Below are 15,621 nucleotides of genomic sequence, written 5' to 3' on the forward strand. Positions count from 1 at the left end.
CGGCGCGACATGAGCCTCAGCATCCGCAACCAACTGCCCGGCACCGTGATCGCGGTCGCCACCGGACCGGCGATGGCCACCGTCAAGATCCGCCTCGACGGCGGCCAGGAGGTCACCGCGGCCGTGACCGCCGACGCCGTCGCCGACCTGGGCATCTACCCGGGCGGCAAGGTGAGCGCGCTGGTGAAGGCCAGCGAGGTGGCTCTCGCGACGGCTCGCGTGGAGGGCCTGAGCATCCGCAACCAGCTGCCCGGCACGGTGACCTCGGTGACCCCGGGCGCCGCCATGGCGACCGTACAGATCGCGGTCGACGGCGGCTCGACCGTGACCGCCGCGATCACCAAGGAGGCGGCCGACGAGCTGAGGCTGGCCGACGGCAGTTCGGTGGTCGCGCTCATCAAGGCGACGGAGATCTCGCTCTCCACCGCCTGACCGACACAGCCTGACTCCACAGTCCTGCGCGGGGCTTCGCATCGCGGTTCTTCGCATCGCTCCGCCGCCGACGGACGTCATGGAGTGCCGGACGTCAGGTCTCCCCGGCGTCCGGCACCCACGGACGTCACGGAGTGTCGGGCTCCCCGGTCACGTAGTACGCGGCGAACGCCGCCAGGATCTGCTCCTCGCTGATCCTGCCGTCGCCGTCCGCGTCCAGCGCGGCAGCGACCGCCGTGCACCGGTCCGGCTCGACGCCGAGGACCCGGAGCACCCGCTCGGTGCTGTCCCGGGTCACCCCGGCACCGTCCTCGTCGGCGATGGCGACCACCGCGTGGAGGAAGGGCCGGGCGATCTCGGCGAAGCGGTGGGGGTTGTCGCGCAGCCGCTTCACCGCGCCGGTGACGAACTCCTGGCGAGTGACCCGCTGGTCGCCGTCCACGTCGGCGATGCCCGCCATGCCCTGCCAGAAGGCTTCCGCGCCCGAATAGAGGGCCTGCCCCTTGTCGGAGCGTGCGGTCGTACCGAACTCGGTGAGGAGCGCTGCAGCCGCCTTGCTGAAGTCCGCACGGTCGATGTAGCCGTTGCCGTCCTGATCGAACTCAGCGAACCTGTGGGCGATCTTGCGCTCGTATTCTGCGCTGTCCATGCGGGGAGCGTACGACGTCAGAGCGGTTCGCGCGCAGGTTACGCGGAGAGCGGCCGCGCCTCGTCCCCGGTGGCGGCGGCCACGTCCTCGTACACGTCGAACAGCCGGCGCACCCCCAGGGCCGCCAGCACCCGGTTCACATGCGAGCCGTCGACCGCACCCCGGGCCGGGAGTATCAGCCGCAGCCGGCCCCGGCAGGAGCGCAGCAGCCGCCGGGACGCGATCAGGACCCCCACGCCGCTGGAGTCGCAGAAGAGCACCTCCGAGAGGTCCAGCACCAGATCGCGGCGGCCGATCGCCACGGCGTCATGGACACGCCGACGCACCACGGGAGAGCTCACGAGGTCCAGTTCGCCGTGTATGTGCAGCACGGTCCATGCGCCCAGCTCGGCCTGGTCCACCTTGAGCATCACGCGAGGCCCTCTCGTCACACCGGTCCCGAACCGGAAGTCGCAGTTCCTTCCGCCGCTGCTGCCCCGCTCCATCCGGATGAAACCCCCTATCAGCCCGCCGCTCCCCTGGCACGTACTTGCCACAATGGGGCGTGCGTTTCCGGCGTCGCGCACTACATTCGACAGAGCGACGGGACAGGCAGGCCGGGACAGCCGAAGGTTGGGGGCGCCGTATGGCAAAGGACACACCACCCCGCTGGGACCGCAGGATGCAGCAGCGACTGGCGCGGGGCGAGGCCGCCGCGCTCGGAGAGCTGTACGACCGGTTCGCCTCTCTCGTGCACAGCCAGGCCCATCGCGTACTGGAGGACGACGCCGCGGCGGACCGCGTCACCCGGGAGGTGTTCGGGTACGTGTGGGAGAACCCCGACGCGTACGACCCGAAGCAGGGTTCGATGCGCTCCTGGATGGCCCGCCTCACCCACCGCCAGGCCGTGCACCGGCTGCGCGAGCAGGAGCGGGCGGCGCACGAGCAGAGCGGCGAGGGCACGGCGGAGGAGCTGGAGCAGAAGGTCCGCCGCGCCTCGGTCGCCGCCCGCGCCGACTACATCGTGACGTCGATGCCGGCTCCGCTGCGGGCCGCGCTGGAGCTGGCGTACTTCCAGCGCAGGGACTACCGGCAGACCGCGGCCGACCTCGGGGTCACCGAGGTCGAGGCCCGCCGCAGACTGCGGCTGGGTCTGCAGCTGCTGTCCACGGCGAACACGCGCCCGCTGGAGGGCACCTCCCCGCCGGGATTCGGACGCGGCCTGTGAGCGGGCCACCGGACGGCGGCCGCGGCCGGGAGGAGCCGGACGACGCGCCGGACGCGGCGCCGCGCATACCGGGGCCGCGCGCGGCGGGGGACGACCTCTCGCCGCCGGCCGTGCTGCCCTCCCCGCCGGCCGAGCCCGCCCCGCCCATGCCCCACGGCGTCCTGAAGTCGCTGCTGGGCGCGTGGGCGCTGTCCGCGTGCTCCGCCGAGGAGACGGCGGCCGTGGAGGAACACCTCACCTCCTGTGCCCCGTGCGCGGAGGAGGCGCTGCGGCTGCGCGACGCGGTCGGTCTGCTGCACACCGACCGCGATCTGGACCTGGACCCGCTGCTGCGCTCCCGGGTGCTGGAGAACTGCCTGGGCCGTCGGCCGGCCCGTATCCCCGTGCCCGCCTGGGCCGTTCCGTACGACGCCGAGACCGCCCGGCTCGACGCGCTGCTGCGGGACATCGGCGACTCGGAGTGGCATGCGCCCGTGCGGCTCAAATGGTTCGACGGCGAGGAGGCGGTGAGCCGCAAGACGACCGTCGCCGGTGTGATCGGCCACCTCATGTCCGTGGACGGGCTGGTCGCCTCGGCGCTCGGCCTCGACGACCCGGCCGGCCCCGACGCGCCGCCCTCCCCGTCCGAGCGCACCGAGCAGTACTGGCGCTCCTCCCACTTCCCGCCGACACGCCGGGTGCGCGAGCCGTGGCGCGGCCAGAGCCACACGCTCGTGCGGACCGTGTCGTTCGCCGGGCGCGGGGTTGCGGAGCTGTCGGTCTCGTACGGGGACTTCGCGCTGCCGCTGCGGGACTCGATGCTCGACCGGGCCTTCGAGTGCTGGGTGCACGCGGACGACATCGCCAACGCGGTGGCCTATCCGTACGAGCCGCCCAGCGCCTCCCACCTGCACGACATGATCGACCTGGCGGCCCGACTGCTCCCCGCGGCGCTCGCCGCCCGCCGCCGCACGGGCCTCGCGGCCCCACCCCGCCGCCTCGTCACGGCCGGCTCACCCGGCCGCACCCTGCACCTGGAGGTCGAGGGCGCGGGCGGCGGACACTGGTACATCGCCCTGGACTCGCCCGCCGCCGTCGGCGACCCCGACCACACCGTGGCCCAAGTCGCCCTTGACGGCGTCGAATTCTGCCAACTCGTCGCCGGCCACGTCTCGCCCCACGAGGCAGCCGCCGGCCAGGACGGCGACCGCGAGGCCATCCGCGACGCCCTCTTCGCGGCGGCGTCCTTGTCCCGGCTCTGACGCATACGGAGGGCGGTGCCCCCGCTGCCCCCGTGCTGCCTTGGTGCCGCCCTCAGCGCCCGGGCGGCGCGAGGCCCAGCGAGGCCGTCACGTGCCGCCGACCGGGGCTCGGGGGCGTCAGCCCCCGGAACCACCACTTCCACCGCATCCCGGCAAGATCCGAACGACAGGCCCTACGCGAAGACGACCGTGCGGCGGCCGTTCAGGAGGATCCTGTGCTCCGCGTGCCACTTCACCGCACGCGCCAGCGCCTGGCACTCCACATCGCGGCCGACGGCCACCAACTGCTCGGGAGTGACCTCATGGCCCACCCGCTCGACCTCCTGCTCGATGATCGGGCCCTCGTCGAGGTCGGCCGTCACATAGTGCGCCGTCGCACCGATCAGCTTCACACCCCGCGCGTGCGCCTGGTGATACGGCTTCGCGCCCTTGAAGCTCGGCAGGAAGGAGTGGTGAATGTTGATGATCTTGCCGCTCAGCTGCTTGCAGAGGTCGTCCGACAGCACCTGCATGTAGCGCGCGAGCACCACCAGCTCCACGTTCTCCTCGCGCACCAGCGCGAGCAGCTCCGCCTCCGCCTCCGCCTTGTTGTCCTTCGTCACCGGAATGTGGCGGAAGGGAATGTCGTACGAGGCGACGAGCTCAGCGAAATCCGTGTGGTTGGAGACGACCGCCGCGATGTCCACCGGCAGCGCGCCGATCCTCGACCGGAACAGCAGATCGTTCAGACAGTGACCGAACTTGCTGACCATCAGCACGACCCGCATGCGCTCCTCGGCGCGGTGGATCTGCCAGTCCATCGCGAACGAGTCCCCGACGGCGGCGAAGCTGGCCCGCAGCTTGTCGACGGTCACCGGCGCCTCGGCAGCGAAGTGCACCCGCATGAAGAACAGACCCGTGTCGCGGTCTCCGAACTGCTGGCTGTCCTCGATGTTGCAGCCGGTGATGAAGAGATAGCTGGAGACGGCGTGCACGATGCCCTGTTTGTCCGGGCAGGAAAGCGTGAGGACGTACTGGTCGGTCATCCTCGTAGACTGCCACACCGCGCGGACCCCGAAGGTCCCGAGTCCGTCAGGCGGACCGGGTCATGCGGACCGGGTCATGATGCGCAGGACCTCCAGGGAGCGCGGCGGCGCGTCCGGGTCGTCCCCGTCGCTCGTCGCCAGCCGTACGTGCGCGTCGCGTGCCGCCCGTACGGCCTCCGGCCAGCCGTGGTGCTCCATGTACGCCGACACGGGAGCATCCGGGCCCACCTGGTGCATGATCCGCAGCACCCGCAGCACGGCCACGTCCACGAGCGCGGCCTCACCCGAATCCCGGAAGATCGTCCCGACGTACTTCTCGGCGGACCAGTTGTCCAGCCAGGTGTCCTCGACCAGCCGGTACACGGCGTCGGTGACATCGCCGTACCCCTCGTGGCCTGCCAGCCAGGTTTCCTGGTGGAAGACGGGGTCGGAAAGCATGTGCAGCGCCGAGCGCACATTGCTGCGCCAGCGCCACCAGGGCATGTCATTGAGCGGCATGTCGCCCATGGTGGAGGAGCGACGGCCGCGGCGGGAAGAGTTCATTGACGTTCACCTCGTGAGCTCGGTCCTTGCGAGCTCCGCCACGAGGGTCAGCACCGAAGCTTGCACGCCCTCGATCGTACGTTCCCCACAATTGGGCGATCTCCGCCCCCTGGAATTCACCTTGCCGTCACTCGTCGTTGAACCATGATCGCTGCTGCGTTACCCGTGAGGCGGAAATGTGCAGGGCCATGACCAGTCGGCGACGCCCCTCCTCCCCCCGCCCCTACTGGACCGCGACAGCACTCGTTGCATGTGTGGCGGCGGTCGGGGCGTCGCTCACCGGCTGTGGAGTACTACCTGGGGGCTCGGACGGCTCCAGAGATCCGATCACGGTCATGACCTTCGCGCCCGAAGAGACCCGGGCAACCAATATGCCGGGTATGCCTGCCATGGCACAGGCCTACGCCAAGTACGTCAACGAGAACGGCGGTATCGACGGCCACGAGCTGCGCGTCCTCACCTGCAACGAGCACAACACGACCGCGGGCGCCGCCGCCTGCGCCCGGCGGGCGGCCGAAGAGGATGTGGTCGCGGTCGTCGGCTCGTACAGCCAGAACGGCCGGGCCTTCATGGCGCCGCTGGAGGCCGCGGGCATTCCGTACATAGGCGGCTACGGGCTCTCCGACGAGGAGTTCACCAGCTACCTCTCCTACCCGGTCAACGGCGGCCAGGCCGCGCTGCTCGCCGGCAACGGCCTGCAGCTGGCGGGCAGCTGCCGGAAGGTCTCACTGGTGCGGCCGGACACGATCCCGGGCGACGACCTGCCGGTGCTGCTCAACGCCGGACTGTCCGGGGGCGACCGCGAGCCGTCCGCCGACATCAAGGCGGCCGAGGACGCCACCGAGTACCTGGACCAGGCCGAGCAGGCGCGGGAGAAGGCCGGCAAGAAGAAGGGCTGCGTCACCGCGGTGCTCGGTGAGCGCACCTCGAACTTCTTCGACTCCTTCCGGCGCCTGCCGGAGGACGACCGGGAGGTACGGATCTCCTCCGTGCTGACCTCCGTGGGCCAGCCGCTCATCGACCGTACGGGCGGGGCGAACGGCCCCTTCGAGGGCGCGTTCATGACCGGCTGGTACCCGGACGCCGGTGACAGCCGCTGGGGTGCGATGCGGCAGGTGATCCGGGACCACGCCTTCGGTGACGACCGGATCGACCCGGCCGACGCGGGTGTGCAGACCACGTGGATCGCCTACACCGTGCTGAAGAAGGTCGTCGAGTCGCTCGACCGCAAGACGATCACCGCCGGCGCGATCTCGCACGCCCTCGACGGCGGCGTCCGCGTCGACACCGGCGGCCTCACGCCCCCGCTCCGCTGGCGCTTCGAGGACATGCTCGGCTCCATCGGCTACCCCCGCGTCATCAACCACAGCGTGACCTTCCAGGTCGTCCGCGACGGCCGCCTCGTCGACCAGAAGCCCGGCTTCGTGGACGTGGGCCCCACAATGCGCGACGCCCGCACGACATAGCCCCTGGTTCGCGGGCAGTGGTTCCGCCCTGGGGGTCCATGCAAGGGGGTCCCCAGGACGGAGTCCCGGGGGAGGGGGGAGGAATGGCTGGGCACGAACCACCCACCGGTCCGCGGACGAACGACGGCGCCCGGGACGGCTGAAGCTACGACTAGAGCTGCGTCGGCCCGCGCTCCGTCAGCCCGTACTTCTTCGCGATCTCGTTCCAGAGGCCGGACGCCTCCCGCTTCGCCGCCGTCGCCTCGCCGCTCGCCTTGTTCGCCTGGGCCGTCTGGCGCGTGTTGCGGGCCTTGCCGTCGTGGCAGCCCTTCTTCTCCTTCACCTGGCCCGCCCACTCCGCGTAGTGGTCGTCGGCCGATGCGGACGCCTCCCACGCCTTCTTCAGGGCAGCCGTGAGCGCCTCGTTGTCCGGCAGCTTGTCCACGGTCAGGCCGTCCAGGCGAGTCACCAGCCCGCGGCGCTGCTCCGCCGCGCCGCGCAGGTCCGTCGCCGCCTGGTCCAGGTTCTGGCAGGACTTGATCGACTCGACGGACCGGATCACTGCGGCTCGGCTGTCGTTGCTGTCCGCGAGCAGCTTGTCGAGCGCCTCGGCCTGCGACTTGGCCGGGTCGGCGGCGTCCTGCGTCGCCGAGTCCGACGCCGGCGAGGTCGCGGCGGCGATCGTCTTGTCGTCGTCCTGACCCTTGTCGTCGCCACCGCCACCGAACATCAGCGCGCTCGCGCCGAGACCCAGCACGGCACACCCGACGACGACCGCGGCGATCACCGGCACGCGCGAGGAGCGGCGCGGCTCGGGGTCGTACGTCTGCTGAGGCCCGTGCGGCGGCACCGGCGCCTGCGGCGGCGCGTACTGCCGCTGGTGCGACGCGGCCCCCGGCTCGGCGCCGAAGCGCGGCATCTGCTGCGTCGAGTCCGCCGTATGGCCCGCGCCGTCAGCGCTGCGGAAGAGGTTGTCGAACTCCGCGGGAGGCTGCCGCTCGTCGGGCGCACCGGGCCGAATGCCGTACGGGGCGCCCGGCGGCGGGGCGGGGACGTGCTGCTGCGATGCGTTCTGCTGCGGTACGGGCGGAAGATACTGCGTGGCTTCCGCTTCGCCCTGCGCGGCGAGCGGGCGCGTCCCCAGGAACTGCGTCGACTCGGCGGGAGCCTCCGGCGGCAGCGCCCCGGCGCCGGGCGGCACAGGCGCGATGTACTGCGTGGCCTCGGCAGCGGACGGGACGGGCGCGATGTACTGCGTGGCGTCGGCGTCGGCGGGCATGGCCTGCGGCATCGGCTGCGGCATCTGCCCGTACGGTCCCGGCAGCTGGGCCGGCGCGCCGTGCGGCGGCTGCGGCTGCCCGTACGGAGCCTCCGTACCCGGCGCACCCGGCATGCCCCCCGCACCCGGCATCTGCTGCGGGGGCAGCGGCTGCGCCTCCTGCCCGGGCCCCCAGGGCGCACCCCAGGGGGTCCCACCGGCCGGGGCGACCTGCTCTCCGCTGACTCCCGGTATCCAGGGCTCGCTGCCGTCCGCGGGCAGCACGACACCTTCGTGCGCGGGCCGCGCGGCCGGGAGCTGCGCCTCGTCACCCTGTCCGCTGTGCGTCACCGGGACTCCTACGTGTGGACCTACGGAACCGTCGGTTCACGCTACCGGGTGGGTCAGGGGGTCCGCACACACGTGTGGGACGCGTAACAAGAACACTCCCTAAGACGCTGATTACGCCTCCGCGCCTACGCCCCTCGAAGGGAAGTGTTCCGGGGCAAGGCCCCGGAACACCTCACCGGCCCGCACGCCCCGGACAGCCCGGACGCCACAGCCGACCCGCACGACCTGTACGACCCGTAGAACCCGGACGACCGGACGACCCGCTCGACCCGCACGACCCGGACGACTCAGCCGGCCCGCACGCCCCGCACGCCCCGCACGCTCACGCCGCCGCCATCTCCACCCTCGCCCCGAACTCCCGCACCGCCGGCTCGTCCGCGTACGGCTCCAGGCGCTGCTGCAGGTCGTCCAGATACTCCGCGCCCCTGCTCGACCGCAGGGTGCCCAGCAGTTCCACCGCTCGGGTGCCCGTGTGACAGGCCGCCTCGACCTCGCGCTGCTGTACCTGGGCCGTGGCCAGCAGCACGAGACCGATCGCGCGGCGGCGGGCGCGCGATTCGGGGTGGCCGTCGAGGGAGTCGGTCGCGCTGCGGGCCGCCGCGTCGGCCTGGCCGAGGTCGCGGTGGCAGTGCGCGAGCTCGTCGGAGAGATAGGCGTGGTCGAAGTGGGCGATCCAGGCCGGGTCGTCCCCCGACTCGGGATCGGCCCGGTCCAGCGAGGTGAGCGCCTTGCCCGCCACCTCGTGGCAGGCGCGGGCGTCGCCGAGCAGCGCGTGCCCCCGCGCCTCCGCCGCGTAGAACATGGCCTCGGCCCGCGGCGTGACGTGACCCCGCGCACCCTCCTGCGCGGCCCGTGCCAGCTGCGCGATCTCCCGCGGGTTTCCGAGCTGCGCCGCGAGATGGCTCATGGACGCGGCCAGGACGTAGCCGCCGTACGCCCGGTCGCCCGCCGCCTGCGCGAGCCGCAGGGCCTGGATGTAGTAGCGCTGTGCGAGCCCGGGCTGGCCCGTGTCCACCGCCATGTACCCGGCGAGTTCGGTGAGCCGCGCCACCGCCGCGAAGAGCTGCCGGCCCACCGGCTCCCGGTACGAGCCGGAAAGCAGCCCGGACACCACGCTGTTCAGGTAGTGGACGACGACCGGCCGCACGTGCCCGGCCCCGAACCGGTGGTCGAGACCCGTGAGCGCCTGCGTCATCGCCAGCACCGCCTCGACGTCCGACACCCCCACCCGCGCCCCGCCCTGCCGCGCCACCTGCGCGTCCGCTCCGGTGATCAGCCAGTCACGGCTGGGCTCCACGAGCGCCGACGCCGCGACGGTCGACCCGGACAGGAAGTCACGCCTGCCCACGTCACTGCGCCACAGCTCGCAGACCTGCTCGATCGCGCCGAGCACGGTCGGCGCGAACTGCAGCCCGACCCCCGACGCCAGATTCTTGCCGTTGGCCATGCCGATCTCGTCGATCGTGACCGTACGTCCCAGCTTGCGGCCCAGCGCCTCGGCGATGATCCCTGGCGCCCGCCCGCGTGGCTGCTGTCCGCGCAGCCAGCGCGCCACGGACGTCTTGTCGTACCGCAGGTCGAGGCCACGCTCCACCCCGACCATGTTGACCCTGCGGGCCAGCCCGGCGTTGGAGCACCCGGCTTCCTGGATGAGCGCCTGCAGCCGTTCGTTCGGCTGGCGGGCGACGAGTGGCCTCGCTGCCATGACTACCCCCTGTACCGGACCGCGCTGATCGTGATCTTCACTTGATCACTTCCCGGCGTTATCCGGAGAATGCCAATGAGCTCGGACGATTACGGGTGAATGCCGCTCCCGCAACTGGCTACCCTCCCGCCGGGCGCCGCCCGCACGCGCGCCCCCGCCCATGCACCCATGCGCCCCAAATGCAGGATCGATGCGCCATGCCCCGGCCGTGCGCGGCCGTAACCCGCGGTGGTGGCGGGAGTTGTGTTCATCGTGAAAGAGACCATCGAAGAGTCAGTCGGCGGTTCCATCGGCGTCACGGAGGCCGCCCAGATCCCCAAGCAGCGGGGTGAACAGCTGCTGGACAGCGCGGTTCGGTACGCGGAGCAGCGTCACTGGGACGTGGTCCCGGGCACCTGGCTGGAGGCCGTCGAGGGCGCGGAGAGGTGCTCGTGCGGCGCGGAGGCATGCGTTGCGCCGGGGGCGCACCCCTCCCGGCCGGACTGGTCGACACAGGCGACGGGCAGCGCCGTGGCCGCGCGCCGGCTGTGGGGGAAGCAGCCGAAGGCGTCGATCCTGCTGCCCACGGGGCGGACGTTCGACGCGCTGGACGTCTCGGAGTCCGCCGGTTTCCTGGCGCTGGCCCGGATGGAGCGGATGGATCTGGCGCTCGGCCCGGTGACCTGCACCCCGGACCGGCGAATGATCTTCTTCGTGCTGCCCGGCGCCGCCCTGAAGGTCCCTGATCTGGTGCGGAAGTTGGGCTGGACGCCCAGCTCGATCGATCTGGTGGCGCGCGGCGACGGCCACTATGTCGCGGCGCCGCCGACCCGCGTCGGCAGTCACGGCGCGGTGCAGTGGGTGCGCAGGCCCACGCCCGCGAACCGCTGGCTCCCGGACGCGGAGGAACTCATCAGCCCGCTGGCATACGCGTGCGGACGGGAGGCGGCCGACGAGCGGGACCGGCGATCGTAATGTTGCTCCCGTAAAACGGGGACAACGGAAGGCAGCAGACCATGCCGGACCAGACGGAGAACAGGGCGGGCGGTACGCCGGGAACGGCGCCGCCCGCCGTTCGTGTACAGGGGCTGTGGAAACGATTCGGCGTGCAGATCGCGGTCGCGGGCATCGATCTCACCCTGCCCGCAGGCAAGTTCATCGGCCTGGTCGGCCCGAACGGCGCGGGGAAGACGACCACTCTGTCGATGGTGACCGGGCTGCTCCGCCCGGACCAGGGCAAGGTCGAGGTCGTCGGCCACGACGTCTGGCGCGACCCGGTCGAGATGAAGGCCAGGATCGGTGTGCTGCCCGAGGGGTTGCGGCTCTTCGAGCGGCTGTCGGGGCGGGAACTCCTCGCATACACCGGCCGGTTGCGGGGGCTGCCCGGCGAAGAGGTCGACAAGCGGGCCACGCAGCTCCTGGACGTACTGGATCTGGCGGGGGCGCAGCACAAGCTGGTCGTCGACTACTCGACAGGCATGCGGAAGAAGATCGGCCTTGCGGCGGCGCTGCTGCACAATCCCCAGGTGCTCTTCCTGGACGAGCCGTTCGAGGGTGTCGACCCGGTCTCGGCGCAGACGATCCGTGGGGTGCTGGAGCGCTACACGGCGTCCGGGGCGACCGTCGTGTTCTCCAGCCATGTGATGGAGCTGGTGGAGTCGTTGTGCGACTGGGTCGCGGTGATGGCCGCGGGCCGGATCCGGGCACAGGGGACGCTCGCGGAGGTGCGGGGCACGGCGTCGTCGCTGCAGAACGCGTTCCTGGAGCTGGTCGGCGCGGGTGACCGCGACACCGGTGACTCGCTGGAGTGGCTGGGCGGCGGCGGTTCGCGATGACGACTCCGACGACCGGGTCCCTGACTCCTGTCTTCGTACGGCTCAAGCTCTCGCTGCTGACCAACGGGCTGCGCCAGTCGTCGGGCCGTACCGCCGCGTTCATCGCCTCGGCGGTCGTGGCACTGCTGATCGCGGCGGGGCAGCTCTTCGGTCTCGTCCTGCTGCGCGGCGCGGAGAGCGCGGCGTCGCTGGTCGTGCTGCTGGTCGGTGTGCTCGCGGTGGGCTGGGCGTTCATGCCGCTGTTCTTCCCGAGCGGCGACGAGACGCTCGACCCGACCCGGCTGGTGATGCTGCCGTTGCGCCCGCGGCCGCTGGTGTCGGCTCTGCTGGTGGCCTCGCTGGTGGGGATCGGCCCGCTGTTCACGCTCTGTATGGCGGTGGGCGGCGCCCTGGCGCTGGCGCACGGTGCGGGGGCGGTGCTGGTCGCGGTGGTGGCCGTACCGCTGAGCCTGCTGGTGTGCGTGGCGCTGGCGCGAGCGGTCGCGGCTGCCAACATCCGGCTGCTGACCAGCCGCAAGGGCCGAGATCTGGCAGTGCTGAGCGGTCTGGTGATCGCGGTGGGCATCCAGTTCGCGAACTTCGGCGCGCAGCGGCTCGGCCGGGCGGGCGGCCTCTCGGCGCTCGAACCGGTGGCGTCGGTGGTGCGCTGGATCCCGCCGTCGTCGGCGATGGGCGCGATCGACTCGGCGAGCACGGGTTCGTACGGCACCGCCGTCGCACAGCTCGCGCTCTCCGCGGCGGCGCTGGGAGGGCTGCTGTACGGATGGCAGCACAGTCTCACCCGGCTGATGACGGCGCCTGACGGCTCGACGCTCGCCGCCGCGTCGGAGCCGAGCCGGCGGGCGACCTCCACGGGGCTGCACCGGCTGCTGCCGGGCGGCCGTACGGGCACGGTCATGCAGCGCAGCCTGCGCTACGTCTGGCGCGATCCGAAGACGAAGACGGCGTGGGTGACGGCACTGGTCATCGGCATGATCGTGCCGCTCTTCAACGCCCTCCAGGGCACCGGGTCGATCTACTTCGCGTGCTTCGCGTCGGGGATGCTCGGCGTCCAGATGTACAACCAGTTCGGGCAGGACACGTCCGCGTTCTGGATGGTCGCACAGACGATCTCGTCGCCGCGGGACGCGTACCTCGAACTGCGCGCCCGTGCGCTGGCGTTGCTGCTGATCACGCTCCCGTACACGGTCCTCGTCACGGTCGCCACGGCGGCGCTGCTGGGCAACTGGAGGGCGCTGCCGGAGGCCCTGGGGATCGCCTTCGCGCTGCTGGGGGCGATGCTGGCGACGGGTGCGGTGGCGTCGGCGCGATTCCCGTACTCGATCCCACAGGACAGCGCGTACAAGAACGTCGCCCCGGGGCAGGGCGGTCTCGCATGGATCTCCATCTTCGGCGGAATGGTTGCCTCCGCGCTGCTGTGCGCGCCGGTGATCGCACTCACCATCTGGCTGAACGCCGCAAGTGCCGAGTCCGCGCTGTGGAGCCTGCTGCCGCTGGGCATCGCGTACGGCGCTGTGGTGGCGTGGGGCGGACTGCGGGTGGCAGCCCGTCAGACGGCGGAGCGGCTGCCGGAGATCCTGACGGCAGTCAGCAAGGGGTGAGCGTCGCGCCCCGTCACCCGACCCGATTGTGCAGACCACGTGCAGACGATGGAGGCGGACCGGGGGCCGGATCACCGCGGGGCCGGGGCGGAGAGCGACTCTCCGCCCCGCCCCTTCGCTGTATACGAAGGCGTACGCCGGACCACCTCGTGAAGCGCCGCGGACCGGGTGTGCCAGGCCGGGGCGAGGCGCTGCTTTCCGGTCGAACGGCTGCTTGGGTCACTGTTCAAAGATAGAACCAATTTCCAATAGCAGCAGGTCAGAGGGTCGTTCCGGCTTGTACCACTAGCGAATGTCCATATGCTGGACAGCGCCTCGCGCACCCCTCGCACCCCTTCCGAGCTGGCCGAACGACCATTCGATCGGCAAGCCGTGAGCGTATGCGGCCGGAAACAGGTGATAAATGTGCGATCACTGTACGCATCAGCAAGACTCCCGAGCGCAATCGCAATCACGGCGAAGGAGCTTCACCCATGCGTTACATCCTCAACACACTCGGCGCGACGGCCTCCGCGGCCGCACTCGTCCTGAGCGGGACCGCCGCCGCGGGCGTGGCACACGCCGAGCCCGCGCAGCCCACCGGGCTCTACGCGCCGTCGGCGATGGTACTCATGGTCGGCAAGGGCGACGCTGCGTCGACGACGATCGAGCGCGCGGTGACCTTGAACTGTGCCCCCAAGCCGAGCGGCAGCCACCCCGCGCCCCGCGCGGCATGCAAGGAACTGGCCGAGGTGGACGGACAGTTCGGCCTGCTGACCGGCGCTCCCCGCCGCCCGTGTACGCGCCAGTGGGACCCGGTCACGGTCGGCGCGAGCGGAGTGTGGCAGGGCAAGCGGGTCGACTGGTCGACCACGTACGGCAACGAGTGCGAGATGCGGGAGAGCCTCACCGGCGCCACGGTCTTCAGCTTCTGACCAACCCCCGACGCGGCGGACCGGGCCAGACGGTGGACCCGGTCCGCCGCCCCTGCGGCGAAGTCCGGCTCAGGGAGTCAGCACACCGTCCAGGAACGGCTCGATCGCGCCGCGCCAGGCGTCCGGCTGGTCGTAGTGGACGAGGTGGCCGGCGTCCGCGACCTCGGCGTACTGCCCGCGGGGCAGGACGCGGACCATCTCCTGGGCCTCGGCGCGGCCGAGTTCGCCGTCGAGACCGCGGACGACGAGGGTGGGGCACCGGACCTGGGCGAGGGAGTCCCAGTGGGCGTCATGGACCCAGGTCTCGCGGGAGGTGAGCATCTGGCGGCGGGAGAAGACCGGGCGCCAGCCGTCCGCGCGCTCGGCCATCACCTCGGCGAAGAACTCCCCGCGCGCGGGGCTCGGGCGCTCCACCCAGGGGTCGTCCTCACCGAACCACTTGCGAACGTCCGCGAGGGTCGCGAAGGGGACGGGCCAGGTACGGAACCAGTCCTCCCATTCACGCTGGGAGGCCGCTCCCAGCGCGGAGGCGCGCATGTCGCAGATGACGAGGGCCTGGACGAGGTCGGGGCGCTCGGCGGCGAGCTGCCAGGCAGTGAGGGCGCCCATGGAGTGGCCGATGAGGGTCACCGGGGCGAGGCCCAGCTGTTCGACCGCGGCCGCGGCGTCGGAGACATACGCCTCGCGGGTGAACGAACCGTCGGCCGGCTTCTCGCTGCGGCCGTGGCCGCGCTGGTCGAGGGCGACGGCGCGGTGCCGCTCGGCGAGCCACCGGGCGGTGGCGGCCCAGTGCGAGGCACGGCCCATCAGTCCGTGCAGCAATAACACGCCCGGTGCGCGGTCCGCCTCGCAGCGCCCCTTGGGCGGGTCGGCGAACTCCCAGGCAGCGAGGCGAACGCCACCCGCTCCGGTCACGTCGATGCGCCGCACCATGGTTCTGGCACCCCCTTCTGTCCCCCGTGGATCTCCGACTCTCCGAAGCGGTCGAGCCCCGCCAGACTATCGAACTTCTATTCGAAAACTGGGATCTCGCAGCCAACACCCCTCGTTCGAGTGACCATGCTCAAGGATTGACGGCCGCCGCCAAGGGGAGATCTTCAGCGGGAGGCGGACCGCTCGGGGAAACCGGTCCGAGGGGAGTGACCCTGGGAGCTCGGGGCTCCGGGTCAGCAAAGGGGAGGACAGGCCCCGGCGCCCATGGGCGCCGGGGCCCTCCATGTACGCGCACGACATGCGAACGATCGACACGTGCCCACCCCCGGTCATATGCCTCAGCCCAGCGTGGCACGCGAACCGCGCGGCCGCTGCCGTTCCGGCCGGAAAGCGCGTTCCGACATGTGGCGAACGCACGCAGAAAAGAGGCGCGCCCGCACCGCGTCTGCGGCTGGAGGGCCGTCGCCCCGCAAGGCTGGGCCCCTCTTTGGGCGTTTGTTAGG

At 71.6% G+C, this 15,621-nt stretch carries 15 protein-coding genes; 8 read left to right on the forward strand and 7 right to left on the reverse strand.

Translation table 11 applies throughout. From position 1 onward, the window contains the following. Positions 1-9: 9 nt before the first annotated feature. A complete protein-coding gene (locus AC0699_RS30740; RefSeq protein WP_478666955.1) occupies positions 10-432 on the forward strand; it encodes a TOBE domain-containing protein in 423 nt (140 codons plus the stop codon). A gap of 127 nt (positions 433-559) precedes the next feature. Here AC0699_RS30740 and AC0699_RS30745 read toward each other — a convergent pair whose 3' ends face one another. Next, positions 560-1,081: an EF-hand domain-containing protein gene (locus AC0699_RS30745; protein WP_478666959.1), complete on the reverse strand. Its 522-nt coding sequence runs from the start codon at positions 1,079-1,081 to the stop codon at positions 560-562. A 38-nt stretch (positions 1,082-1,119) separates the two neighbouring features. Continuing rightward, on the reverse strand, positions 1,120-1,494 hold the full coding sequence (locus tag AC0699_RS30750) for an STAS domain-containing protein (RefSeq protein ID WP_478666963.1): 375 nt from the start codon (positions 1,492-1,494) through the stop codon (positions 1,120-1,122). Positions 1,495-1,706: 212 nt separating this feature from the next. Between AC0699_RS30750 and AC0699_RS30755 the strand changes: the two genes are divergently transcribed. Both AC0699_RS30755 and AC0699_RS30760 read left to right on the forward strand, forming a co-directional pair. Then, positions 1,707-2,288 carry a sigma-70 family RNA polymerase sigma factor gene (locus AC0699_RS30755; protein ID WP_478666967.1) on the forward strand — a complete coding sequence of 194 codons (582 nt, stop codon included), beginning with the start codon at positions 1,707-1,709 and terminating at the stop codon, positions 2,286-2,288. Beyond that, complete coding sequence (locus AC0699_RS30760) at positions 2,285-3,529, forward strand: maleylpyruvate isomerase N-terminal domain-containing protein (RefSeq protein ID WP_478666971.1); 1,245 nt, start codon at positions 2,285-2,287, stop codon at positions 3,527-3,529. The genes AC0699_RS30755 and AC0699_RS30760 overlap by 4 nt, the downstream gene beginning before the upstream one ends. Before the next feature lie 173 nt (positions 3,530-3,702). Here the strand turns inward: AC0699_RS30760 and purU are convergent, their stop codons facing one another. Further along, positions 3,703-4,554: a formyltetrahydrofolate deformylase gene (gene purU, locus AC0699_RS30765; protein WP_469767027.1), complete on the reverse strand. Its 852-nt coding sequence runs from the start codon at positions 4,552-4,554 to the stop codon at positions 3,703-3,705. 60 nt (positions 4,555-4,614) lie between these two features. Further along, on the reverse strand, positions 4,615-5,061 hold the full coding sequence (locus tag AC0699_RS30770) for an SCO4402 family protein (RefSeq protein ID WP_453660796.1): 447 nt from the start codon (positions 5,059-5,061) through the stop codon (positions 4,615-4,617). Between the two features lie 224 nt (positions 5,062-5,285). Between AC0699_RS30770 and AC0699_RS30775 the strand changes: the two genes are divergently transcribed. Next, positions 5,286-6,563 (forward strand): ABC transporter substrate-binding protein, encoded by a 1,278-nt coding sequence (locus AC0699_RS30775; protein WP_478666975.1) that lies wholly within the window; start codon positions 5,286-5,288, stop codon positions 6,561-6,563. Between the two features lie 151 nt (positions 6,564-6,714). On the opposite strand, the gene AC0699_RS30780 is transcribed toward AC0699_RS30775, so the two are convergent. Continuing rightward, positions 6,715-8,151 carry a hypothetical protein gene (locus tag AC0699_RS30780; protein WP_478666978.1) on the reverse strand — a complete coding sequence of 479 codons (1,437 nt, stop codon included), beginning with the start codon at positions 8,149-8,151 and terminating at the stop codon, positions 6,715-6,717. Positions 8,152-8,473: 322 nt separating this feature from the next. Then, the gene (locus tag AC0699_RS30785) at positions 8,474-9,856 is read right to left on the reverse strand and encodes a transcriptional regulator (RefSeq protein WP_478666982.1); all 1,383 of its coding nucleotides are present in this window, start codon (positions 9,854-9,856) and stop codon (positions 8,474-8,476) included. A 243-nt stretch (positions 9,857-10,099) separates the two neighbouring features. Between AC0699_RS30785 and AC0699_RS30790 the strand changes: the two genes are divergently transcribed. The 4 genes from AC0699_RS30790 to AC0699_RS30805 all read left to right on the forward strand — a co-directional run bounded on the left by AC0699_RS30790 (position 10,100) and on the right by AC0699_RS30805 (position 14,185). Beyond that, positions 10,100-10,810 (forward strand): bifunctional DNA primase/polymerase, encoded by a 711-nt coding sequence (locus tag AC0699_RS30790; protein WP_478666986.1) that lies wholly within the window; start codon positions 10,100-10,102, stop codon positions 10,808-10,810. Between the two features lie 41 nt (positions 10,811-10,851). Then, a complete protein-coding gene (locus AC0699_RS30795) occupies positions 10,852-11,670 on the forward strand; it encodes an ABC transporter ATP-binding protein (protein ID WP_478666990.1) in 819 nt (272 codons plus the stop codon). Continuing rightward, positions 11,667-13,271, forward strand: coding sequence for a transporter (locus tag AC0699_RS30800; protein ID WP_478666995.1), 1,605 nt, complete (start codon positions 11,667-11,669; stop codon positions 13,269-13,271). The genes AC0699_RS30795 and AC0699_RS30800 overlap by 4 nt, the downstream gene beginning before the upstream one ends. Positions 13,272-13,744: 473 nt before the next feature. Further along, complete coding sequence (locus AC0699_RS30805; protein ID WP_478666999.1) at positions 13,745-14,185, forward strand: subtilase-type protease inhibitor; 441 nt, start codon at positions 13,745-13,747, stop codon at positions 14,183-14,185. 69 nt (positions 14,186-14,254) lie between these two features. On the opposite strand, the gene AC0699_RS30810 is transcribed toward AC0699_RS30805, so the two are convergent. Further along, entirely contained in the window at positions 14,255-15,118 is an 864-nt protein-coding gene (locus tag AC0699_RS30810; protein WP_478667002.1) for an alpha/beta fold hydrolase, read from the reverse strand. Positions 15,119-15,621 lie beyond the last annotated feature (503 nt).

The sequence above is a fragment of the Streptomyces sp. NPDC043870 genome (assembly GCF_056435785.1).

What these genes read in the sequence shown, in the direction of transcription:
- AC0699_RS30740 (WP_478666955.1), top strand. Translation starts at nt 10, where the DNA reads ATGAGCCTCAGCATCCGCAACCAACTGCCCGGCACCGTGATCGCGGTC.
- AC0699_RS30745 (WP_478666959.1), bottom strand. Translation starts at nt 1,081, where the DNA reads ATGGACAGCGCAGAATACGAGCGCAAGATCGCCCACAGGTTCGCTGAG.
- AC0699_RS30755 (WP_478666967.1), top strand. Translation starts at nt 1,707, where the DNA reads ATGGCAAAGGACACACCACCCCGCTGGGACCGCAGGATGCAGCAGCGA.
- purU (WP_469767027.1), bottom strand. Translation starts at nt 4,554, where the DNA reads ATGACCGACCAGTACGTCCTCACGCTTTCCTGCCCGGACAAACAGGGC.
- AC0699_RS30770 (WP_453660796.1), bottom strand. Translation starts at nt 5,061, where the DNA reads ATGGGCGACATGCCGCTCAATGACATGCCCTGGTGGCGCTGGCGCAGC.
- AC0699_RS30775 (WP_478666975.1), top strand. Translation starts at nt 5,286, where the DNA reads ATGACCAGTCGGCGACGCCCCTCCTCCCCCCGCCCCTACTGGACCGCG.
- AC0699_RS30785 (WP_478666982.1), bottom strand. Translation starts at nt 9,856, where the DNA reads ATGGCAGCGAGGCCACTCGTCGCCCGCCAGCCGAACGAACGGCTGCAG.
- AC0699_RS30795 (WP_478666990.1), top strand. Translation starts at nt 10,852, where the DNA reads ATGCCGGACCAGACGGAGAACAGGGCGGGCGGTACGCCGGGAACGGCG.
- AC0699_RS30800 (WP_478666995.1), top strand. Translation starts at nt 11,667, where the DNA reads ATGACGACTCCGACGACCGGGTCCCTGACTCCTGTCTTCGTACGGCTC.
- AC0699_RS30805 (WP_478666999.1), top strand. Translation starts at nt 13,745, where the DNA reads ATGCGTTACATCCTCAACACACTCGGCGCGACGGCCTCCGCGGCCGCA.
- AC0699_RS30810 (WP_478667002.1), bottom strand. Translation starts at nt 15,118, where the DNA reads ATGGTGCGGCGCATCGACGTGACCGGAGCGGGTGGCGTTCGCCTCGCT.